At 60.9% G+C, this 23327-nt stretch carries 13 protein-coding genes; 4 read left to right on the top strand and 9 right to left on the bottom strand.

Annotated features, from left to right (window positions below):
• Window positions 1-43: 43 nt before the first annotated feature.
• Entirely contained in the window at window positions 44-505 is a 462-nt protein-coding gene (locus GYH35_RS14680; protein WP_161828829.1) for a hypothetical protein, read from the bottom strand.
• 491 nt (window positions 506-996) lie between these two features.
• On the opposite strand from GYH35_RS14680, the gene GYH35_RS14675 reads away from it, so the two are divergent.
• Entirely contained in the window at window positions 997-1203 is a 207-nt protein-coding gene (locus GYH35_RS14675) for an AlpA family transcriptional regulator (protein WP_161828828.1), read from the top strand.
• Here GYH35_RS14675 and GYH35_RS14670 read toward each other — a convergent pair.
• From GYH35_RS14670 to GYH35_RS14640, 7 genes are all read right to left on the bottom strand, one after another.
• A complete protein-coding gene (locus tag GYH35_RS14670; protein ID WP_161828827.1) occupies window positions 1200-2099 on the bottom strand; it encodes an integrase domain-containing protein in 900 nt (299 codons plus the stop codon). The two genes, GYH35_RS14675 and GYH35_RS14670, sit on opposite strands and share 4 nt — an antisense overlap.
• 840 nt (window positions 2100-2939) lie before the next feature.
• The gene (locus GYH35_RS14665) at window positions 2940-3479 is read right to left on the bottom strand and encodes an ORF6N domain-containing protein (protein ID WP_161828826.1); all 540 of its coding nucleotides are present in this window, start codon (window positions 3477-3479) and stop codon (window positions 2940-2942) included.
• Window positions 3480-4064: 585 nt separating this feature from the next.
• Window positions 4065-4442 carry a helix-turn-helix transcriptional regulator gene (locus GYH35_RS14660; protein WP_161828825.1) on the bottom strand — a complete coding sequence of 126 codons (378 nt, stop codon included), beginning with the start codon at window positions 4440-4442 and terminating at the stop codon, window positions 4065-4067.
• Complete coding sequence (locus GYH35_RS14655; protein WP_161828824.1) at window positions 4439-4663, bottom strand: hypothetical protein; 225 nt, start codon at window positions 4661-4663, stop codon at window positions 4439-4441. Before GYH35_RS14655 ends, GYH35_RS14660 begins: the two co-directional genes overlap by 4 nt.
• 448 nt (window positions 4664-5111) lie before the next feature.
• Complete coding sequence (locus GYH35_RS14650; protein ID WP_161828823.1) at window positions 5112-9482, bottom strand: hypothetical protein; 4371 nt, start codon at window positions 9480-9482, stop codon at window positions 5112-5114.
• The gene (locus GYH35_RS14645) at window positions 9479-15874 is read right to left on the bottom strand and encodes an AAA family ATPase (protein ID WP_161828822.1); all 6396 of its coding nucleotides are present in this window, start codon (window positions 15872-15874) and stop codon (window positions 9479-9481) included. Before GYH35_RS14645 ends, GYH35_RS14650 begins: the two co-directional genes overlap by 4 nt.
• Complete coding sequence (locus GYH35_RS14640; RefSeq protein WP_161828821.1) at window positions 15871-16884, bottom strand: hypothetical protein; 1014 nt, start codon at window positions 16882-16884, stop codon at window positions 15871-15873. The genes GYH35_RS14645 and GYH35_RS14640 overlap by 4 nt, the downstream gene beginning before the upstream one ends.
• 209 nt (window positions 16885-17093) lie before the next feature.
• Between GYH35_RS14640 and GYH35_RS14635 the strand changes: the two genes are divergently transcribed.
• Both GYH35_RS14635 and GYH35_RS14630 read left to right on the top strand, forming a co-directional pair.
• Window positions 17094-17567, top strand: coding sequence for a hypothetical protein (locus GYH35_RS14635; protein WP_161828820.1), 474 nt, complete (start codon window positions 17094-17096; stop codon window positions 17565-17567).
• Window positions 17568-17705: 138 nt separating this feature from the next.
• Window positions 17706-20960, top strand: coding sequence for an HD domain-containing protein (locus GYH35_RS14630; protein ID WP_161828819.1), 3255 nt, complete (start codon window positions 17706-17708; stop codon window positions 20958-20960).
• A 76-nt stretch (window positions 20961-21036) separates the two neighbouring features.
• Here GYH35_RS14630 and GYH35_RS14625 read toward each other — a convergent pair whose 3' ends face one another.
• On the bottom strand, window positions 21037-21444 hold the full coding sequence (locus tag GYH35_RS14625) for an OsmC family protein (protein ID WP_161812483.1): 408 nt from the start codon (window positions 21442-21444) through the stop codon (window positions 21037-21039).
• A 127-nt stretch (window positions 21445-21571) separates the two neighbouring features.
• Between GYH35_RS14625 and GYH35_RS14620 the strand changes: the two genes are divergently transcribed.
• A complete protein-coding gene (locus tag GYH35_RS14620) occupies window positions 21572-23257 on the top strand; it encodes an MFS transporter (protein ID WP_161812482.1) in 1686 nt (561 codons plus the stop codon).
• Window positions 23258-23327: the final 70 nt, after the last annotated feature.

Here is a 23327-nt window from a genome sequence, read left to right as displayed (position 1 = left end):
GTCGGCCGTCGTCAGCTGAGCACGAGTCCAAACCAACCAGAACTCACGACTCGTACACCACTTCCAGGGACGCGATCTCGTTGAGAACAAAGTCATACGACCCACGGCGAAGCAGATCGTCAGCCACGAGCGGGATGCAACCGTCGTAGTTTGTCGTAAAGAGATTGCAGCGCCGGACGAGAGCTGGCCGCCGCTGAAGCATACTCAGCACCGTCTGCAAGAATATCCGATAGTTTTCAAGAACATTCTTTCCGATATCGTCTGCGACGGAGCCAACATCTAGAAGTTGCGCAGGTTGTATGCATGACGTGTAGTAGTGCATGAACAGCGGGATGTATCGTCCATCATTCGTGTTCTCGAAATGGGTTGCAAGCTCTTCCAGCGTCCAGCGCTGACCGTCGTCTTTGCGAAGTCCTAGCCTTAGCGTTGGAAGAAGCCCGAACGACGCCCCCGAGCCAAAGAGGAAATTAATGTCCTTGTCATAGATGTCACCCAACGCAATCACAGTATCTCCCATATTTTTCGATGGAGCCTAGAGCCCTGGCACGTTAGCTGTTCTTCCAAAGCACCATAAACCCACACGGAGGCGGCAAGCAACGCATGAGATCACATAACGACCCGAGCTGACGACGGGCCTGTCGGAAATCATTACAGGGGACACTCAGCGCGCGAGATACATCTATTTTCTCATAGCATATTGCTGCGGCGCTCGTGCGGACCAAGCCGGGCAGATAGTCCCCACAGTGACAGCTGGATCCGCCCAACCGAATCCCACCCCCTCAGCTACTCCAACGGCGAACTGTCTGAAATCGCCGATCCGATTGGGGATGAACCACCGAGACGCGCTTCGACTCATTCCCTGGGCGCCACTCAAGAGAACCGATGTCACAGACACAAACAATACGGTCCGCGCTCATCTCCGATTTAATCTCGCCGATCCACCGTGATGAAAAGCAGACTCCTTCCCGCGTGGCATGTCGCCACAGAGGTTTCCGAATGTCTGCTGAAAGCCCTGAAGTAAACCGCCGCATTCTGCGTCGGCCAGAAGTTGAAGCCCGGTGCGGATTCAAGCGTGCTCATCTCTACAAACTGATCGACGAGGGCAAGTTTCCTCGCCCGGTGCGGATCGGAGTGCGAGCGGTTGGTTGGGACTCCGTTGAGGTAGATCAATGGATCGCCGACCAGCTGCAGCGACGGACCTAACCGTTGCAGACATAAACGCTCGCGACGTAGCGCCCGCGACCATCACCGTGGCCGAGATCCAGGGAGGTCCGGATGAGCGCCTCGCGCTGACTGTAGCCTTGATTGCGATATGCCTGCATGCGTTCCTCCGCGAACGCATAGCGGGCAGCGTGACTTTGGACCTTGGCTCGTTCGCAGAATTTGCTATATGCGTTCACCGCTTGTTCCAGTCCCGTGGTTTCAACGCCTTTGGCGCACGCCACGAGATAGCGTCGTCCACTCGTTTCCAATATCTCAAGCGCACGCTGCACAGCTGCCAGCGCCCGCCCCACATCCGCAGGATGTACTTCGCGCACGCGTCCGCCCTTCGTGCCATCGATGATGCTCGCACTGCCTCGTTCGATAAGCTCGCGATGCAAACGGTGAAGCGTGTCGCCCTGGCCGGCGCGGACCGCTTCAATTTCGCGAAGCCCAAGTGCTCGCTGCAGCTCCAAGATTGCTCCCATGTCCGGCCTGCCTAATCGCTCCGCGCGCTCCTGAAACGCGCGAATCTCAGCATCTGACAGCGGCACTTTGGTGCCCTTGCGGCTGCCCTGGGCAATCCCGAGAGATCGATTGCTGTATGCGGGATTGTCCGCCAGTCCTTGCTTGCCGATGTGCCTCAATACCGCACGCAGATGGCCCATCTCCTTTGCTAGCGTTCGGCTTGCGATGCCGTTCTCGCTTCGATGGCCGACGTACGCCTGCAAATGTTTGCCGCCCATCTGCGCCGCACTGTGAATCCCGAAGCCTGTTTCCCGCATGACACCGGCGAACGTTCTGAATGTTTGGCTCCGGCTCTCCTGTGTTCCATGCGAACGCCCCAATAGATAGCCGATCCTCTGGAGATCCGCTTGAAGCTCAGTTTTCTTGCTCATCACTCTTTTCCTCATTACTCGATCCGCACATCCGGGCATTCCCGGCAGGGAACATTTCCTGCCTTCTTCCATCGCGAACAGTCGGATGTGCTAGTCCGGTCTGTTGAGTTTCGTGGCCTCACCACAGCACGTGCCGGTGGCATGTGCTGTAGCTCACACGTAAGCGTGAGATCGAGGCTGCCCTGTGAGGGCCGTTCGCGGTGGCTGACATCGACGGAAGGTGCTTCGTTGCGAAGCTATGGTTGATTGCGTCCGTTGCGGACGCGGTGCCACTTTCCCGGCATGGGTGAAATGCGTTGTGGTGACAGTAGGTTGCGGCAGTGGGCCGTGTGCGTCACTTTCCCGGCTTCGCCGAGGACAGTGACGCACGCGTGGAGGAATGCTGCTGTTGGCGCAGCTTTGTATATTTACGTTGTTATAAGAATGTTTGCCGCAGGAGACGACCGCCGGACAGCGGATTGGAGAAGAATGGCGTCAGCGCCTGAGTGATGAGTCATGACCACAGCTTTTTCGGCTGCGCAGCTCTGCCTGGTCTGAAGCTGCTTAGGGATGCCTGTTGGGCAGGCGGGTTACGACGATACCCTCGTCGTCAGGGAATAATCGTTGAGGCTGAGAATGCGCCAGCGCCCAGCGATTTGCAAACTATCGTCATGAGTCCGCGCGCTCTGTGGCTGCTGAGTTCCGCCGAAGGCCGCGCGGCAGCGATTGACGATTTCAGGTCGCTGAACTTTGCGCAGGCGCGGTGCTCGACAGCTGCCCGCGCACGCGGACCACTTGGCGACTCTCTCCCCTGGGAAACCTCTTGGACCGGCTGCTGCAAGGCTCAGATCGATACTCGCGTCAAATGTCGGCAGTGAAGCCAATACCGCGGCGACGCGGGGCCGGCGGGTTCATCAGCTCGTGGATGGCCTTCAGTATTCCCGTGATCGCTTGATCATGCGTCGCTAGCTTGCGCTCCAGCTCGGCAAACTTCTGCGCCAGTTCCTTGTTGGAAGCTAGCAGATCGCGCAATTTGACGAAGGCGCGCACGACGTGGATACCCATGGTCACGGCGCGCGGTGAGTTCAGCACATTGGCTGCCTGAATCGCTCCGTGCTCCGTAAAGGCGTACGGCAGGAATTTTACGTGGGAGCCTCGTCCGGTCTTTAAGATCGCAATTTGCGATCTTAAAGATTCGACCTCCTCCCGCGTGAGCTGGAACATGAAATCCCCCGGAAATCGATCCACGTTACGCTTGACGGCCTCGTTGAGGCGGCCGGTCTTCACGCCGTAGATCGCTGCGAGGTCGCGGTCCAGCATGACTCGGCAACCTCGCAGCAGAAGGATCGACGAGCCGATTTGCTCGATCGGCACGAGCGCAATGTCTTCATTCTTCGGCATTCTTTGCTCCTGGACCTCTTGAAACGTCCTCGTACAATTTCAACATCTCCCCGCCGGGCTGCGGACGGCGAAAAAAAAGGGGCTAAACCGTCAGGCAAGCCCCTTTTCTTTTTCTGGGGTTGTGATTGGAAGCCGTTGTTGCCTCGGTTCCGATCTCGGCGCCGGGGCCGCTCCTGATTGGCGCCTTTGCGTGGGAGCCTCGGGCATTCTTTAAGCTCGCAATTTGCGATCTTGAACGTTAAGCATCGGTCCCGACCCCAATGCCGGGACCGCCCCTCATTGACCGCCTTCAATTCGCCCCCTCACCCTCAACTTCTGCTCTTAAATCTGCGACAAACGCCGCGTCGATACGCGCGAATGCGCGCGGCACTCACTGCGTCGGTCACGGGGCACGGCCTTGCGCGGCGAAGTGCGCGGTGAGCGCTTTGAGAACCTCCTCCACGAGCGTTCGAGCCGACCGGATGACGGAGGCAATGGCGCCGGGGTATCGCTCTATGTTCTCCGGTTGCACCAAGTCTTCCGCGACCTTGAGGAGGTCGATTGCTTGCTTCAGACAGACGAGCTCATCTGTGATCGGTCGGTGTGTCATCGCGCACCGCCCCGACGGCCGTTGCTGTCTTCGAGCACGTCGATGATTCGCACGACGAAGCGCTGCTGAGTCTTCGACAGCGCCTGTAAGCGCTCCGCATGCCTCATACAGCGCGGAGACAATCGCCCCTTTCGCACAGGTGGCAGCTTCGCCATGCCGACGAGTTCCTCGACCGAGGTCGAGAATATTCGTGCGAGCTTGGCAAGCACTAGGACCGAGATACGACGCTCGCCAAGTTCGTACGCGAATACCGCTTGCTGTGATATGCCTATAGCGCGTGCCAGCTCCGCTTGAGTCATGCCGCGCGCCTTTCGCATCTCCGTGACGTGGGCGCCGAGTGCTTTGAAGTAGGCGCGGCTTTCCTGCTTGATCATGGCCGCACCTCCGCCTCGACCTCAGACGCGATGAAACTCACCGCGTCCGCCACGTCCTCGACCATCTCCACGACGACGCTGACCGCGTCGGCCAAACTAAATTTGAAATCCTCCTCGTACTCTGCGACGTACTGAATACACGCCAGGACAGCGGCAGCCTTCTGCAGACGCCGAACCTGACCGTTGAGACGCTCTCTTACCGAATCCTCTTGATCGCTCATGCCGACCCACCCCGCCGCCCGTCAATGAGCGGCAGATAGGCATCGGCCGGCAAACGGATAGAATCATCCGTAACCATGACTGCACCTCTGGATGCTGTTGTGGCCAGGTCGTCGTCGGTGTTTGCGCACCGGCGGCGGCCGCTCACGGCAGCAGGCAGTCAAAAGCGGGGGTATTTCCGGGGGGAACTTTCTTTGGTCTCAACCGCGAATCTTGCGCAATTCAGCGCAGATCCGCGCATTTTGGAGGGTCGCCGCCTCCACCATCACCTGTTCCGAGGACAGCCAAGAAGAGCTAGAAGTCCTCGGAATTACTCGGAAAGCCCGAGAATTCCAGCTTCGGATGACTGCTGTCGGCCGGTGGCATCGCGGACCTGTCGGGGTCAATCGGCCACTCAATCCTTTCCTCAAAACAATCTTCGACCTCAGCTCGCGAAGCCGCCGATTTACATCAACTCACGCGCACTTCGAACTGAGCAGACATTCGCGTCACCATGCCTTGGGCATCGTGCGGCTGTTTTGGGTCGTCTTGCCGCTTCAGCAGACGATCGAACAGGTTCTTCAAACTGGCAGCCTGTTGCAATGGCGCGGTACCGGCCGGGTAGCGGCCGTTGAGTTTGATTTCCAGCACGCGGCCGGCCCAGCGGCCGCGCGGCGGCGACAAATTGTCTTTCAGCACGGTCGCTACAGAGCCATCCAGCCACAGCGCGTGAGACGGCAATAGAATTTCCAGCGCGCGCCCGCCATCTGCGACCAGAGGACCGATCAGCAACACATAGACATACTGCTGCACAACCTCGGCATGTGGATCGCGACCGGTGGCGGCGTCGAATGGGCGCAGGTGCATTGCCAGATTCAACTTTCGCAGCGCGAATTTGCCTGCGCCGTCGGGAGCCAGTTCGAGCGTGCCAGGCTCGCCGGACACGTCCGGCTTGAGCGTGTAAGCCAACGTCGAGGAATCGGGCAGCGTATAGAGTGGATGCGTATCGGACCAGGGCCCGGCGTGTTCATCGAACAAAGGTCCGCCGGCCACCGCGGGCGTGCGCAGCCCCCGCAACAGGCGACGGAACTGAACGAACACACTCCAATACGGCCCGACGTCCTTTGGAACATAGACCACGAACGCCGTCGCCGTCGCGAGCGCTTCGTTGCCGGAACGATCGAAGGAGAATCCGAAAGGTCCGTAGCAGTCGAGCAGATAGCTGGGCTTTTGCTTTTCGATCTCGTCGGTAGATTTCTTGCCGCCGTAATACGGCAGCTCGCCACTGTTGGCCGGCGACACCCAGTGATCTGGAATCGGCCCGGCGCGGAACGGACGATCCTTCTTGTCGCCGGCCTCGCCTTCGCCGATCTCCCGCGTCTCGAGCACGATGCGTGCCTGCAAACATTCGCCCTGGCCGTATTCGCGATACCAACTTTCATCGAGCACGACCAGGAAAGGCGTTGCCTTCGACGCGTCCGGTGCAGTCGGTTTACCGGTGCGCGGATCGAGTCGGGGCTGCTTGGTGAGCGGCAGCACCGACAGCACCTTGAGAGCCTTGATGTCATTTGGATCGCCCCGGAAGTCGGCAACGATGCGACGCCATCGCTTACCAGTCCGCGCTTCGTAATCGGGGTCTCCATCGGAGATGGCATCTCGCGAAGCTTCGCTCACGGGTAGCACACCCGCATATCGTGAGTGCACGGTCAATCCGAACCGCAAATAATCGGCGGCGGTTACGGCGTCGCGTGTGTCCGTATGAATCAACACGGCTCCGCCGGCGGCCAGCGTTTCCACTCGCGGCGCGGAGCCGCTCACCTGTCCACGATCCACGAAGCCACGATCGATGGATGCCAGCGCATCGAAACGGAGTACCCAGATATCCGAGTCGCGAATTGCGGGATCCGCCAGTGCCGCTGGCAACTGCGGAGCCAATGGCTCGCCCGCGCCGGGCAACGGCGCGTCAGGATCCCGCAGTGGCAGATTGCGCCATACCCAGCGATCGCGCATCAACGTATAGCGATCGACAAACTTCCAGTCGGCAAGCTTGCTCGCGTCCATTTTCACTTGCACGGCGCCCTGCGGATCCAGTGTCAGCCCGATCGCGTCGTACAAGGATTTCGCGTCGGGCAATCGGGCGGTAGCGTGTTCGAGAGCAATGCGTGTCGCACCGAACAGCACCAGCGACTTTCCCGCGATCACGGCGGGTTCATACAAACCTTTCAGGGCATCCGCATCCATGCGCTCGTCGAACGTACTCTTGTCGACAGCGGGCCGCAGCTCGATGCATGCGAACCAGCCTTCGGGGATCGCGACATCCAGATCCTTGGGCGGTAAAGGGCCGTGATCGCTCGCGTAGCACTGAATTTGCAACGGCTGGCATATGAAAGAGCCCGCGCTCTCGGGAGTCAGCCCCAGCAGGCGCCACGGGCTGCTGGTCTGTGCATCTTTATCATCGACGTAGATCACGCGCGCGGCAATGCCAGCGACCGCTGGATCATGAGGTAACAAACCGGCTGCAAGCTCGATGGCCTGCAATTGACCCGCGTCGCTGTCGAGATCCGCTTCCGCAGCCGACAGCAACGCATCGCGATCCTTGAAGATGCGCGCCAGCTCCTTCCTCAGTCGCTCAGCCTCGTTTTGTTCGTCCGCGCTGCCTCGCTTCGGCATAACCCAACGCAGCAGCGTATGCTCATCCAATCGTGGCGGCTCGACACTGAACGAATACGCACGCTGCACACCGTGCATCTTGGTCGTGCCAAACAGCACTGTCGCTGTGCCTTCCGCTCCATCGTTGCGTACCAGCCAGTCACGCACCCGCAACGAGACCGACGACGGCATCGCTGGCCAACTCGCCTTGCGTCCGTTGTCTACGCCGCGCTTGCCGGGCATCACATTGATCTCGCCAACTGGAACCCGGCGCTTGAATTCGATCTTCTGGGCTCCAGGGGCGGACAGTGTCGCTGCCAACTTGGCGCGATCGAATTGCCACGGCGCATTCGCAACCGACAACTCGGTCGGTAAACCGCCAACCCTGTCGATGACGAATGCGGCAAACTCGTAGAGATCGCCGTAGCGCAGCGGCGGCGCGAGTGTGTATGCGATATCCACCGGCGGTGAAGCGTCGCGTAAGACAATGGTTGATTGAAACGACAAAGGTGCGAGCCGCGAAGCATTCGCGTCCAGGAGTTGCTCCTCCGCCGCCGACTGACGATGCACGAAGTTGAGCGCACTACCCGCGATGAGGGCCGTGCCGCCGTACTCATAATCCTGCCGTAGCAAGCCTTCCACGAATGCGGCGGTCAACCCGCAGGGAATTGCCAGATCCGGATGAGGCAATGTCGGCTCGCCCTTCTCCGCGCCCCACGGCCGTCGCGAAAGCACTCCGAGTTTGTCGAGCACCGGCACGCCAGCCGTGAGCAGCTGCCATGGAATGTCCTTCAGCGCCTTATCGACACGCGAGCGACGCACGAGCACGCCGACCTCAGCCACCAAGGCAGCGTCGCCGGAAATCACATCGTCATGATCTTCATGAACCAGGCGCTGCGCTTTGTTTCCTACACTGAAGTCGATCTTCTCACCCGGCAGCAGTGGCTTGGGCGGCTGCTCCTCTGCGGGCAACATCTGCGCGATGAACTCATGTAACAGCGGCATGAGCACCGTGTCATCGAACTCCAGCGTCTCGTCATGCGCCAGATGCCCCGAAACCCGCAGAGCTACTGTGCCGATCCCGCACATCGCCACCATCCAGGCCCGCCCGCGCTCGAGCAATGACTCTCGCAACTTCTGCAGCGGATCGGCGCCAGCGGGTAGATCCATTAGAGCGTCGAGGATCAGCTTTACGCGCTCGCGACGCAGATATTCGTTCTGCGTTGGATCCGGGTCGAGGACGTTGTCGAGCTGCGCACGCTCGACCGCGAACGCACGCAGCTGTTGCGCCAGTACTGGCATGCGATGGACAACTTCAGTCGGCGGATGCGGACTGACCAGCTTCAGCGCGCTCTGCAATTCCGCAACATCGATCGACTCGATGCGCAACTCCGGATCGAGCGAACGGTCGACTTTTCGATCGACGTCGGCGATGGAGTTGCCGCGTACATCCGTCACCGCGAGCCAGTAATCGTCCAGGCCATAGGTGCTCGACACAGCGAGCCGTGCTAGTTCGACGCCAGGAGTGCGCAGAGTCGCTAACACCGCGCCGCCTGACTCATAGGACAGCTCCAGAGGAGCTCCGATTTCCCAATCATTCGGTACAACCGGGGACACGAGCGTCAGGTCCTGGCCAAGCTGCTGATCGTGAATCGTCTCCGGCACGATCAAGACCACCGCTTTGTGCAACTTCCCACTGGCATCGTAGAGATCGCTGCCCGCGATCTGCGCGTACCACCCCGCCCGGCATATGCCATTCAGCGGTGGAGACAATGCCGCCAGACTTTGCATGATCGGCGCCCACCGGGGTTCGTCGGTGGTCGACTCGCTGTCCCCACCCTGCCAAGAGAACAGGAGCTTCGGCAGCTTGAGGAGCTCGAGTGCGCCGTTGTGAATCGCGTCTAATAACTCCGTATCGAAGACGCCGGCGCTCGGCGCGGCCGGTGTCGTCTTGACCGCGACGGTCTGCGGGTTTGGTACCTTGGGAAAGATCAGAAAAGCGCGCAGCACCGGCGGATTGGAGCGGATAATGTTCCAAGGCAAGCAGGCCTTGGCCGCCGCTTCGACCGTGCCCGCCGCCGGCTCCTGGTCGAGTCCGGCGGCGATTTGCATGGCAAACCAAACATCAGCGTCCGGCTTGACCGCGGCCCGCGGACCCACGAGCTGATTGCTGATCGCAATAGACAGACTCATGACGCCATCTCCACATCCAAGGCTGCGAAGTACAAATCGACCGCCATCTCGATCGGCGGCGCTGCAAAGTCCGCATATTGTTTGAGCACCGCCGCCGGGGGAATCGCCAGCGCGCCCAGCGCCGCGATCGCCGGCGCGGGAGCTGGCCTCACGCTGCCGCTACCCGCTTTCTTGAAGTCCTTGGTGATTGCCTTGTTGACGCGCAACTTGAAGCACCAGCAGATCTTGATACAGAGCTGGATGCGACCGTAGCCCTTCATACCGCCGTTGACATATTCGATACGCAAGGTCAGGCGCAGATAGGCACTGGCAATTCCCATGATTCCGAACTGGCCCCATACCAGCAGGCCCAGCGACACCGCCGTCGTGCCGTTGCGGCGACTCCAGTCACGGTAGAAATCGACGCCTGCGGTGAACAGGATGCCGGCGCTGCCGCTCGCGACACCGAAGTTGAGCGCGACGAATGCGCCGGCCGACACGCCGATGCTGACACGCGTGACGAATTGTTTCGGCGGAGTGTAAGAAACATCCGCGCCGAACCAGCCGCCGCCGCCGAGGAACAGCACCGCCAATCCGAAGGGTCGATCCGGCCGACTCAGCCACAACCCCGTCCGCACCTGGAAGCCGCCCTGGATCAGCAGATCGAAGTGCGTATAGAGCGTCACACCGGTGAGCGTGAATGCACCGGTGCCGATATCCGGCAATGGCAGCGACAGCTCCGCGCTGATGCCCGCTGGCAGCAAAGGCGTGATGGTCAAACCTTCGTCCTGCGGCAGCAGGCTCTTCATCGCATTGGTAATGAAGTTGAGCTCTTCGGCGAGCACCAGGTTCTCGCTGTCGAAACGAAAATCGAAGCCGCCCTCGCTGTCGTAGTACAGCTCGCCCTCACGAATCGTGACGATGGGCTTGCCACTCAACGTCAAGGTCCAATCCGCTTTGAGCGACGCGCGTCCGGTCTGACGTTTGCCACCTTTGGCATCCAGTTCGAGGCGACTGCGCGCGCTGAAAACCGGCGTGCCGATCTTGAGCGCCAGCGGCGGCAGCACGAACAGATCGGGCGTCTCGTCGAATTCGCGATCGATTTGCACGTCGGCCCAGGCTGTCAAGCGATCCTTGTCGAAGCCGTGCTTGAGCTTGACCCAGTCATATTCATGATTCTGCTCCTCGAGAATGCGCAGCTCGGGCAGCAGATGCTCCAGCTTGAGCCCGCCGAAATCCGGCAGCAGGTCGCGCACATTCACACCCGCCAACTGCGGCAGCAGCCGATCGCGAATCCGATCGAACGGCAATTGCATACTCAGCGCATTCAGTACTGCCGTACCGAGATCGTTGAACAGTGCGCTGGAGCGAGTAACGTCGAGCAGTTCTTTGGCCGACTCGTAGTAGTAGCCCACCGCATCGCGCGAGCAGCGCAAGGCGTCGGTTACCGGCCCTTCGGCGAGGGCGCGCGTCAGTTCCAGCGCGGCTGCTTCGATCTCGTCCTGCGGTACCTTGAATGCATCCCGCAACTCTTCCGTCACTGCATGCTCGATGTGACGCGCGGCGGCCCCTAGCTGGTCGAGCAGCTCGGCGCCCTTGCCGGCCACCTCATTCGCAACGTCATGCAGCGCGTCCTCAACGCCGCTGAAAACATCCGCCAGTTCCTGCAATTGCCGTTCAGCATTGGCGACAAAGTTCTGTGCCTGAGCAAATTGGCCGGCAAGCTCCTTCCAGCCGACGTTGTTCTGCAAATTCTTCAGTGCCTGGTCGATCGCACCGGACAATGGTGCGAACTGGTTTTCTATCAGCTGCTTGAATCCGTCTACATGACCGGGCAACTGTGCGATGAGGTCATCGACAGTGCCGATGTCCTCGATCGCCTTGCGGACGGCATCGCAACTGTCGCGAATCTGCTGCTGCGCCTGCAGGATCGGATTGCGCCAATAGTCGGCCACCCCTTCCTTGAGCTGATCCGTATTCCAAAGACGCGGCAACTCGATTTCAAGCAGTTCCTTGGACCATTCAGTGGAACTGCTCAAGACCGTCAGAATGTTCTCCAGCTGGGACCAGTCCGGCTCGCCCAGTTCGAAGGGCGGAGTCTCCTCTACCGTCTGCTGTAACCAATCCGCTAGCGGCACCACATAGTCCTGCAGCGCTCCGCGGATCGCAGCAAACATTCGTTTGTCGCCACCGAGGCGCGTGAACAACGGCCCCAGCAACTCTTCGATCCACTGCTCGGCTTCCCGCGCCAGGCTTGCTAAACGCTCGGCCAGCCCGCGCAGCTGCGTTCGCCATTGCCGGTCGAGATCGCCCGCGGCCGACGCCGATTCGAAATAACGCTGCTTGGTCCAGCTCAGCGCAGCCAGACCTTCATCGATCATGTTCTTGAACAATTGATCCAGACGACGCTGGAGCGAGCGAATCGCGGCATCGGCCGCCTCGAGCGCCTGTTCGGGCACGAACGCGACTTCATCCATGCGTCGACAGGCTTGCTCGCAAACCGACTCGACGCTCGCCTGAGTCTGGCGCTTCAGTTCGGCCAGCGGGGCGCTCCTATCGATCTTGAAAGCGAGCTGCTGTCCCCAGTCCTGCCGAGCGCGCGACGCATTGGCATCGAAGTCTTTCAACAACCGCGCCTGGGCTGCCTGCCAGCCAGGAACGAGCTGGGGCAATTCCTTCCCGTCCTTGACGGCGGCCACCATCGGCTTGACGCAGTTCTCCTGCAACTCGCCGAGCAGTGCGCTTGCATCGCTGATCAGTTGCGCTTGGTCGGCCAGAGGGGTGCTTGGAGCAGTGGCAGCGACGGCTTTCACTGCAGCCAGCAGTTCCTTGATCCCATCGGCGAGCACCGTCGCGCCGCTACCAAACTCACGCCCGACCGTTTCATGTAACGAATCCGGCAGCGGCTTGATGCGCGGCCGTCCGCGAGCCAATGAAACGTTGAACATGCGTGCATCGACACCGCTCACCGAACGGCCGTGCATCAGATTCACGGCCTCTTCGGCAGGCAACAAATCAACCGTGAAGCGTTCGTGTCCGAAATCGGCACGCGCCGCATCTGGCTGTTTGGTCGTATGCGCGAAGCTCGAGCGGAACGGCATCCGAGGCGGGCTCGCCGGTCGGGCAATGGTTGGATAGTCGATATCCGGCCATGCGGGCCACGCGTCGGTATCGCCGCTGTCTTGCGGGCGCGTTGAGGTGAAGAACAACAGCTGCGCCGGACTCTTCACCTGCTGGGCGACGCGCCCCTCTCCTTTATCCGCCGCACGAGCGAACTCGAGGAAGATTCTCGGCAGCGGGAAGAACTTCGTTTCCTCAGGCGCCGTCGGGCCGTGCAAAGGCATGATCCAGCCGTCCGCGATGTCGCGGCCCCACGATGCCTTGACAGGAATGACGACGGACTCGAACGTCGATTGCACGAACGGCCCGCTGATGGGCCGATCCGTCGCCACGTCGGGATAGGTGCGCCGGGGCTGTGTGATTTCGACGTATTCGCGCACCTTGCGAAGCGCCATGTAACCGTCGAAAGCCCCGGTCTGACAATCCCAGTCGTCCTGGCCGTCCGGCAGGTCGGATTGTTTGGCGTAGCGTGGCGCGGTCCGGCTCGTTCTCTCGTAGACGATGACATGGCGCGCGTGATTCCACAGCATCGCGATACGCCCAACGCGAATCAGAGTCAGCGAGTTCAACCGCCCATGCGTCGTACTGCTGATGACGATCGTCTTGCCATTGCAAAATGCCGCGGTCTGCTCTCCGGTACCGCCGAGCGTGCCGAACACGAGGCCCTCAACGGAGCCCGGCACCCACACCGGAGCTGGCTTGAGCTGCTCGGTTCGCAGTTCGCGATAGATCTCCCGAGATTGAAACGGCCAGTCGACACCGCCACGCAGCGGCAATCGCTCGGTGTCGGCCTTGTCCAGCTCCGAGTAACCCCGCGCCTCCGAGTCCGATCTGAGCGGATGCTCGATGGCGAAGCGGTCGATGTCGAACGGGTCGGCGTTCTGTCGCGTGGGACGCAATGTGAATTGCACACCGTCGGAGAGCGCCAGTCGCTGTCGATGAGTGAAATCACGAAACACCGGCCACGCGCTGGGATAATAAAGAAGGTCGCGTATCCACTCGGCAGTGCGCCTGGCAAACCGCTGCTGTAACGCCGGGACCTTTTGCGAGCTTGCAATCGCAAGCTGCGCGGAGTGCTGCTCGGCGCGAAACAAATTCAACAGCTCGTCGGCAAACGGCACGCGGCCGATCAATGCTTCCAGCGTCGCGATCCGCAGCCCCTGAGATTCGACGCGGGTGCGCAGGCCGTACAGCAATTCGAACTCGGCTGAGTCGAGCTTGACGCCCACGACACCGCGTCGCTGGCTGAGCAAACGCCTTAGCGTCCAGGGCGCCAATGTTCGCGCCGTGTCGATATCGGTCCGATCCAGCTTCAAATGCGTCGGCGCAGCCAGTCTGAAATCGAACGGCTTGCCAACGCGGGGCACCGGCTCGGGCGCCTCGCCCTTGCGCGAATACAACCTGCCCTTGATCATTTCTTCGCCGATGGCTTGCGGCGGCGCTACGAGCTGCATCCATCCGCCATCCGAAGCGAACACCCACTCCGCAGGCTGTTCGTTGTCATCGGTGTATTCTGCGATAGTCGTGTCCGCTGGCGCCTTTATCTCGCTGACCACGCGCGCCACGGTCAACGGACTTGGATCGAGCACGACGACGTCGGTCTCTCGATTTTCGATCTGCACCGGTGAGCTCAAGCCCAATCGCATGAGCCGGCTCTGCCGGGCGTTCGCGAGCTCCTTGATATGCAAGCGCAGGCCCGTGAGCCCATCGCTGATGGAAAGCGCGATCGGACGCTCTCGCTCCAACCAGCCTGACAACACCTCGAACTCCGCCTCAGGATCCTGACTTGCCGGCGCGAGCGTGCAACCGGAGAAACGTAAGTCGATGTCAATGCCCACCGGCGCCTGACCGTATAGATCGGCGTCGGGCTCCAGGGTTACAGTGAGCTGACCGCCCTCGAACTGCTTGGCATCGAGCGCGACCGCACCGATAACCCAGTTTCCCGAGCCCTTGCCCGATGTGAGATCGGCGACGAGCAACCGTTCCGGGCGGGCCTGGTACACCGCAGCCACCAATGGGGCGAAGGCGCGCGCAGAGTCGGCCGACGGGGTCACAGAAACCGAGGAGAGCGCGAGGGGGCGCCGGCTTGAATCGATCGCGCCACCAAAACGTATCGACAGCTCATTCTTGCGCAGGTCGATCCGCCGCAATCGCAAGACGTGGCTTGTATCGGCGCGCCCGACGTGCTCCTCATAGTCGAAGCGCAGCGTAACGGCTTTCGCCGCACTAAATCCGGTGGGCGCGAACGTCAGGCGGTTGCGCGAGCGCGCCGCTGCCATTCCCAACGGATAGTGACGCGTCAATACTGGCCACAGCCCTTCAAATGTGAGCCGTTTCTGTTGCATTCCGCCTTGAAACTCACCTGGCACGTCGTGCCAATCGATCAGCCACGAGGGCTGAGGCATGCCGTCGGCGGCGTAACGACGTGCGCACTGCAACTGCAACTGACGTGTAACCAGAGTTCCCGCCTGCAAACGCGAAGGCTCGACATCAAGAACCGCGCTGCCCACAGCGATGGTCGTTTCCTTTTCCAATTGGAAACGCGCGACCAGAGGTATTTCCTCGCGCTCCACATCGAGCGGCGCGGGCGCAAAGCCGAAGTCCACGTCGCGGCGCTCGCCTCCGACATCTGCGAGCCAAGCGTCGTTGTCGCTCTGCCCCGCGCGATCTCTCAGCAAGCGACCGAAACATTCCTTCTCGAGTGTGTCCCTGGTGTAACGCACCGTGGCACGACCGAGCGAAGAGAAGTAGATGAGCGACAAATTCTCCTCTGGTTTCGGATTCAGCTCGATCGCTTTGAACGGGCGCTCGGTCCAATGCTGGATGAGCGGCGACTCCTTCAAAGCGTAGAACAGGCTGGAAGGCAGCGGTCTATCGCCGGTCGGCTTGACGTACAGACCGAGTCGGGGCTCGTTCTGGAAGGCGCCGATCGTCAGCACCAGCCACAATCCCTCGCCCGCCGGCGTCAGCGGATTGCGCCAATGAAACTTCAGCCAGAGGGCGCCGTCGGTCAGCCGGCACAGATCGTTCGACAGTCGTGTGAGATATCTTCTGTCGACTTCCAGCTTCGACTCGCGCGGCAACTGGTTGCCGTGCCACTTGGGCGGCGCCGTGCTGGACCGCGGCTCAGCGTCGATACGCAACCATTGTTTCTCGGAAATCTTCAGGCGGACCCAGGCATATCCCGTCAGCTCTCCGCTCGTCAGCACTCTGTCCCAAGTGATTCCGTCGCCGCCGATCTCGAGCTCGGCATCGGTCTGCGCTGTAAGCCGAAGCACGTTCAACGCAGTCATGGCAGATCTCCCACATGGATCAGCGGCTGCTCGGCGCCGCCCCCCCTATATTTGTGATTGGCGTGGTAGATGGAGCCATCGGGCAACACAGCGCCGCAACCGCTGCCGAACTGCCCTTTTTTCACCGGCGGCACGCCCTGCCACTTCAAGCCCCATAGCTTGGAACGTTTCTTACTGGCGTTGAACGCGTGATAGCAGGCATCTCCCCAGGCCTGCGCCACTCGCAGCGGGTATTGTTCGCAAAGTACTTTGAGCGCGTCCGCGCCGAGATTGAGCTCGCGTTTCAGATCGGCCATGCTGCTCCAGAACTTCGGCGCGGCGTGCAGGTTCTCCGTGTTGAGCGGCATCGACTGGGTGCTGAACCATCCGATGATCAACGGCTTGGCGCCGGTCGGCCGCAGCCATTCCCGCCAACGCTGCGCCATGGGCTTGTCCCAATGCTCGCCAAACCTCGCGACGGGCACCGCATTGCAGCCCAAGACGAGCATCAGACGGACCGATCGAAGCTTGGCACGCGCATCGCGCATCGGCAGGCGTTCGAGGCGATCCTCGCCTGCTTTCGCCGTGCGGCTGCCGAACCAGCACAACTCGTCCTGCTCGTTGATGTGAAAACCGACCAGATCGGCCACCTCATCGTCGCCCCAGCAGACCGGCCGGTCATAACGAATGTCGTGATGGCCGCCGATCACCCAGCAATCGACCGGCTCCTCGTACAACGATGCGAGCCACCGTTTCAGCACCGGCAGGTGTTTCGGCTCGATCAGGCGCTTCCAGCCCTTGCCCGCGTGCAAGGACAGTGACAGAAATGAAAACAATCTGGCGCCATGCCGTTCGATGGCGCGGATACCCGGCGCAGCAGCAGTGTGCCCAAGCTCTTGCGGAAACGAACTCCACAATTCGCTCATACGATCCGTGTCGAGCAACTTGGAATCGAGCGCCGCCTTCTTGAAATGAAAGGCCTCGTCCATGTTGTAGTCGGGCGAATTGAACGTAGTGACCAGTAAGCGCATGCGGCCCTCCCGGCATTCTTATTAGTGCGCTTTCGTCCGTCGACCTGGTTAGCTTCGCTGCGTTTTATTTCATTTCGTCGCGAGCCGGCCTTTTCTGCCGGATCGTTCTGCTAAGCTCGTCGCTGGCCTTTCAGAAAATCACCAAACCAACATCGGCCAGATTGCAAACACCCGGCACGTAACACCGGGCCATAAGAAAGGAGATCTCCATGAGTCCGCGGCAGCTGTTTGGCGGCATCCTGTCCATCATCCTTCTCGGCTTATTCGTATTCTTGCTGTGGAAGGGCTTCGCTGTTCTCGATGCTGTGGTCGCCTGTAACGACGACGATTGCATCCTCAAAGCGAGAGCGCAGTTCAATGAGAACATGAAAATGGCATTAAATACAATCGCCGGATTGATCGCGGCCATCGTCGTCGCGGAACTGGCGATCACCAGGCCCACCGAGGTGCCGTCGTTTCAAGTCTTCGCCGTGGACAATCCAACGCCGGCGCCGCCCTCGACCGTCGCAAAGATCGCCGCCCTGCTCTACCTTGCCGCCTGGGTCATCACCGGGCTGGCCGCATATATCAAAGGAAGCTTGCACCATCCGGACGCATTCGAGCCGATCACGTCCTACGGCAATGCCTGGTTCGGCCTCGCGGTCGGCGCCGTTTACGCCTATTTCGGCCTGAAACGACCTTAGCGTCGAACCGCTTTACAAACATCCTGGCGGCGCTGCCAGAAAAATAAAATATTTCCTGCACGTCGCCCGATCGTATGGACAGTCAACGGCGGCCTATCTCATTATCGACGCGGGGCGCATTTCTAATAAGGAAAACAGATGACCACCGCGGCGGGCGCAGTTAAGCAATACGACGTGGCATTGATCGTCGCGCTGCAGGAAGAAAGCAAGATTCTCAAGTCCGTTTTCCGTGCGGGCGTCAAGGACGGGCTGTTTTCCTTCGCCGACAAGAGTAATGCCGTCAGGCAGGGAATGATCTATTGCATCGGAGATCAGGGTCCGGTGGCCGCGGCGCTGGCCACGGATCGGCTGCTGCAAAATGTGACAGCGAAACTGATCATCAATATGGGCATCTCCGGCATGTTGCGCTCCGAGTGCCAGGTGCCGAGCGTCGTGGTGGCCCGCAGTTGCGACGAATATGACTATCGGTCGCGCGCGGTGCCGCGAGCCGGCGACCAGGTCGGCTACGATTTCCAGTGGGCCGGCGAGACGCAGGTAACTTCGCCTTGGATCATGGCGGAGCTGCAGAGCTATCTGAGCAGCAGTTCGCGTATTCAAGGACTGCGCAAATACTGGTCTGCCTCACTGAAGGAGCTGCTGAGATCGGAGCTTCTGGCAACCCTGTGCGCCGATGGACTTTGCACCGCCACGCCGGACATCCACGCCGATGTCCCGATTGCCGCCGGCCAGTCGTTGGTAGCGTCCAAGGCATATCGAGACGCCTTGCTGAAACGCAACCGACTGTTTGCGGCCGTCGATATGGAATCCGCGGCGATTCTCAAGGCGGCGCTGGGCAGGAAGGACCCGCCGGAAGTGATGGTGATTCGAGGACTATCCGACGGCGCGGATGAAACCAAGAGCAAGGTCGAGGGGCAGACCCAGGGCGGTTTGCGCCGTCTGGCGATGACCAATGCCGCTCAGTTCGCCCAAGAGGTATTGAATTCCGTGCTGGATTTCAACATGTTGGGAAAGTCGCCCATGAATGGGGACGTTCCGCCGGCAACGCCCCCACCCGCGCGCAACGGCAACAGCGGGATACTTGAGCGAATGATCGAGAAATCGCCGGAAGCGATCATCGATTCGCTGAGCGCTGCGGTGAAATCACTGGATCCGGGCGCGTCCCTGTACGAACGGCTCGTCAAAGCTCTCACTGCGAAGCGTCGCTGGCTGCTGGAAGTCCGAGGCACCTCCGGCACCGGCAAGACAACACTGCTGCGCGCACTGGTCTCACATGCGGCAAAGATGCACGGGAAGGATCCTGCTGCGCATCCCCTGCCGATCTATGTGGATGCCGGGCTGTTGGCCCACGCCAGCGGCGACCTGGATGTGAAGGCAGTGTTGCCGGAAGTACATTCGGCGCTGGCCATGGCCACTGGCGAGGTGCTGCTGGTAGTCGACGGCATCGTCGATGGCGGCACACAAAAGAATGCGATCACCAAGCTGTTGGCACAGGTCGACCGCTCTGCCAAGGCCCGGCTGATCATCGGACGGCAGATACCAACCGACCATGCCGAGAGCAAGACGGGGATCTATTTCGAGGCGAACCGCGCGAATGAGGTCTTGCACCTGCAACGCGTGCTGACCTCGTCCGAACAAGGAATTCGCCTGATCACCGACTACGCGACGGTCATGTTCGACAGTCGCGCCTCCGAGATCGCCGCGGAGCTTACCGAGCTCGTGCGCGCCGCGCGCTTACCGCTGGTCGATATGCTGACCGTTACCGTGCTGAGCCTGGGCCTGGGCGACGGTACCGAGCGCGGCTCTGAAACCCTCCATTCGTCGGTCGAGCAGTTCGTTCTCAAGGCGCTGGACGACTCGCACGATGAGCTGAAAACAGCTGCGAAGGCCGTGTTCGAACGATGCATTCACGGACGCAGCTCGATGAGCGCAGGGGACGAAGCGCCCGGCTTGTATGCCGGACATTCCCTTATCCGCGACTTCCTGGTGGCGTTTCAAGTATCGACCGCGCTCCGGGACGCCGCCGATGGCAATCCACCCGCGGATCCCGATGTTCTGAAACGCGTCTATCCGTTCGGGATCAATCGGTTCTGCAAGACGACGCTCTCCTCCCTGAGCGCTCATCAGAAACAACAGGTCATCGACCGGCTGAAAACCAGTTACGACTCGAGCGACGATAGCCGGCATCGCGCGCACCTTTGTTATCTCATCGGCCGGACCAAAGATCCGGTGGGTCGCGTGACTCAGAGCGCGATCGCCGCGCTCCAGGAGCGACGCGAGGCCGCCAACCGTGCCTTGGACAAAGAGCACTCCAATGGCAAAGCGAAGAAAGACCCCGAGAAGCTGAAACAGCAACTGCGTCGGGGCAAGCTGCTCATCCGGACCATCTACATCAGCCTGATACAGCTGGGCGATAGCGACGCGTCGCGGGGCTACATCCACCAGCTGATGCGGGACCCGGAGGCGGATCGCATCAACCGGGGATTTCATCTGGAGTACTACGGAGACATCGAGTACGACCCCAAGCTCGACATGTCCCATGAGGATACGCTGTGCGACTTCAGCCAGACCTTCGAGACCCTGCAGCAGAAAATCGCGGAGTCCCTGGATCGCAAACGCCAATACGACTTGCGAGAGGTGGACATCTACACGCTCCTCTCACTGGCGCAGCACCGGCACGCCGCACGTCGGCTGTCCAGCCAGATTCGCCCCAAGCTCCTCGACCTGCTTACGCGAATCCTCGAGAACAAGATGATCAAGGACCGCAAGCTGCTCGCCTACTGCCAGATGGTACAAATGCACCTGGGCGACGACCGGTTCTCGCCGGCAACCATCTATCGCGAAATGTTCAATCTGAAGACCACGGTGCGTAGCGGCTGGATCAAGCGCGGGCGCCACGTACCCGATCCCGAATCAGTGGCGGAACACACATGGTCGGCGATGACGATGGCGCAGATGTTCCTGCCCCGGCGCATCGATCATCCGACCCGCGATCAGGAAGGCTACGCCAAGGAGCGAGTGATGAACATGCTGCTGATTCACGATCTCGCCGAGGCACGCACCGGCGACTATCTGCCCGGCGAGGAGTCCGACAAGATCGCGCAGGAAGAGGCGTACTTTCTGTATCTGAACGCCGCACAGACGTACGATGAATTCGATCGCAGCACCGACTATCTCGAGCTGTGGACGGAGTTCTGCAGGGGCACCAGCTACAGCGCGAGAGTGGCGCGAGAAATAGACAAACTGGAGAACTACGTCCAACTGCTCGTGTACCGCGGCGGCAAACATCAAATACCGGACTTCGATACCTGGAAGTCTTCTCTCGAAGACGAGATCAAGACGCCGCACGCGCAACGGATCGTCCGCATGATGGCGCGGTTGACAACTAACGACTGACGCGCCTTCATTCTGACGACTTCCCGAGCCAGCCTGATCAGGGCTCCTGCGCCAAAATATCGTCGTACTCCGCCCCTCAAGCGACGGCGACGTTCGATGCAACCTGCACGCCCTGTTTGATCGCGAGCGTCACCGGCGTGCGCTCGATGATGTCGGCGAGCCGTGCGCGCTGCTCCTCACTGATCGGAGCGGAGACCGAAACGTCGCGTCTGATGCTGGGGGCGGCGTCCTTCGTACGTCGATAGTCGAGCGTCACGGTGACACTGCCCAGGTCCCAACCCTTGCGATCGGCATACATGCGCAGCGTGATCGATGTGCATGATCCGAGCGCCGCGAGCAGATAATCGAACGGGGCCGGGCCCGCGTCACCGCCGTCGCGGTCTTTGGGCTCATCGGCTTTCAGCTGGTGCGAGCCGCACGTGACTTGCTGAACGTAGTTCGGATCGCCGGCTTTGCCGACGACAGTGACTTGAGAAATGATCATGCTCGCCCTTTGAGTTACGCGATGGCCGCGTTCGAGGTCCCCATCTTCGGTCGCTTCTTTACGGGCGGCAACCTTTTCATGCAGCCGTGGCGTCGCAACCGCTACGGTCATCGCATACCATTGAGGGATGCTGCAGGCCTCGACCTCCCCCGCCGACGACACGCCGCCCGTGTCGGCACTGTCGCCGTTCCGGTTTCCGGTGTTCCGGTCGATCTGGTTCGCGAGCGTCGCTTCCAACCTGGGTGGGTTGATTCAGACGGTCGGGGCGGCATGGATGATGACGTCCATCGCGAAATCGGCCGACATGGTCGCACTGGTGCAAACCTCGGTGGCGCTGCCTATCGTGCTGCTGTCGCTGTTCGCCGGTGCGATGGCGGATAGCCTTGATCGCCGCAAGGTGATGCTGGGCGCGCAGGTTTTCATGCTCGTCGTGTCCACGGCCCTCACCGTGTGCGCATGGATGGGGCTCATCACGCCCTGGCTGCTGCTGATGTTCACGTTCCTGATCGGCTGCGGAGCTGCGTTCAACGGTCCGGCATGGCAGGCATCGGTGGGCGACATGGTGCCGCGAGCGCATCTCGCGGGCGCGGTTGCCATCAACAGCATGGGCTTCAACATCGCCCGCAGCGTCGGCCCGGCCATCGGCGGTGCGATTGTGGCTGCGGCGGGCGCGGCTGCGGCGTTTGCAGTGAACGCTGCAAGTTACATCGCGCTGATTGCGGTCCTCTCACGCTGGCGTCCTGTCCGTCCTCCTCAACTGCTGCCGCGAGAAACGCTGGGAATCGCCGTTGCGGCGGGCATTCGTTACGTCTCCATGTCACCGTCGATCCGACGCGTGCTGCTCCGAGGTGCGGTCTTCGGCATGGGCGCCAGCTCCATCATGGCGCTGCTGCCGCTCGTAGCGAAAGATTTACTTACTGGCGGCCCGCTGATGTACGGCCTGCTGCTCGGCGCCTTCGGCGTCGGCGCGGTAGGCGGAGCACTTAGCAGTGCTCGCTTACGTCAGCGACTTTCTTCGGAAGGACTTACTCGCGCCGCATGCGTTGCATTCGCGATTGCCGCTGCCGTTACGGGCGTGAGCAACTGGTCGCCACTGACGGTAACGATGATGATGATCGCCGGCGCGTCGTGGGTGCTGGCCCTGTCGACATTCAACGTCTCGGTCCAGCTCTCGACACCGCGATGGGTCGTCGCGCGCGCGTTGTCGTTGTATCAAGTGACCACGTTCGGTGGCATGGCGGCCGGCAGCTGGCTGTGGGGCGTGATCTCAGAGAGCGACGGCGTGCGTCTCGCATTGTTTGCCGCTGCGTTGGTGATGGCGATCTGCGCCGCACTGGGCCTGCGCCTGCCGCTGTCGGAATCGGCCGATCTGAACCTGGATCCATTGCGTCGCTGGCAAGCGCCGGAAACCGCGGTGCCCGTCGAGGCGCGCACCGGCCCGGTCGTCATCACGATCGAATATCGAATTCGCGAAGAAGACGTGCTGGAGTTTCTCGCCGTAATGGCCGAGCGCCGGCGGATTCGTAAACGAGACGGCGCGATGAATTGGATGTTATTGCGCGATCTCGCCGATCCTGCGGTCTGGGTGGAGCGCTACGCGGCGCCGACGTGGCTCGAGTATATCCGGCACAACAATCGTATGACGCAGGAAGATGCAGACATCCCGCAACGTCTGCATGAGTTGCATCAAGGCCCAGGCTATCCCACGGTCAAGCGCATGATCGAGCGTCAGACCGGAGCACTGCCGGCCGGCCATGTCTCGACATCTCACGACCTCGCCGAGCCTCTGACCGACCCATCGCGCTCATCCTGAAGCTCACGATGGCCGCGCATGACAAGCGCTCCGCACGCTTGTTTGTTAGCATCGAGTCGCACATCAAAAA

It is taken from the genome of Steroidobacter agaridevorans (genome assembly GCF_009932555.1).
Taxonomy (GTDB): Bacteria; Pseudomonadota; Gammaproteobacteria; order Steroidobacterales; family Steroidobacteraceae; genus Steroidobacter; species Steroidobacter agaridevorans.
Note: the sequence above shows the minus strand (reverse complement) of the source record. Positions and strands in the feature narration are given on the sequence as shown.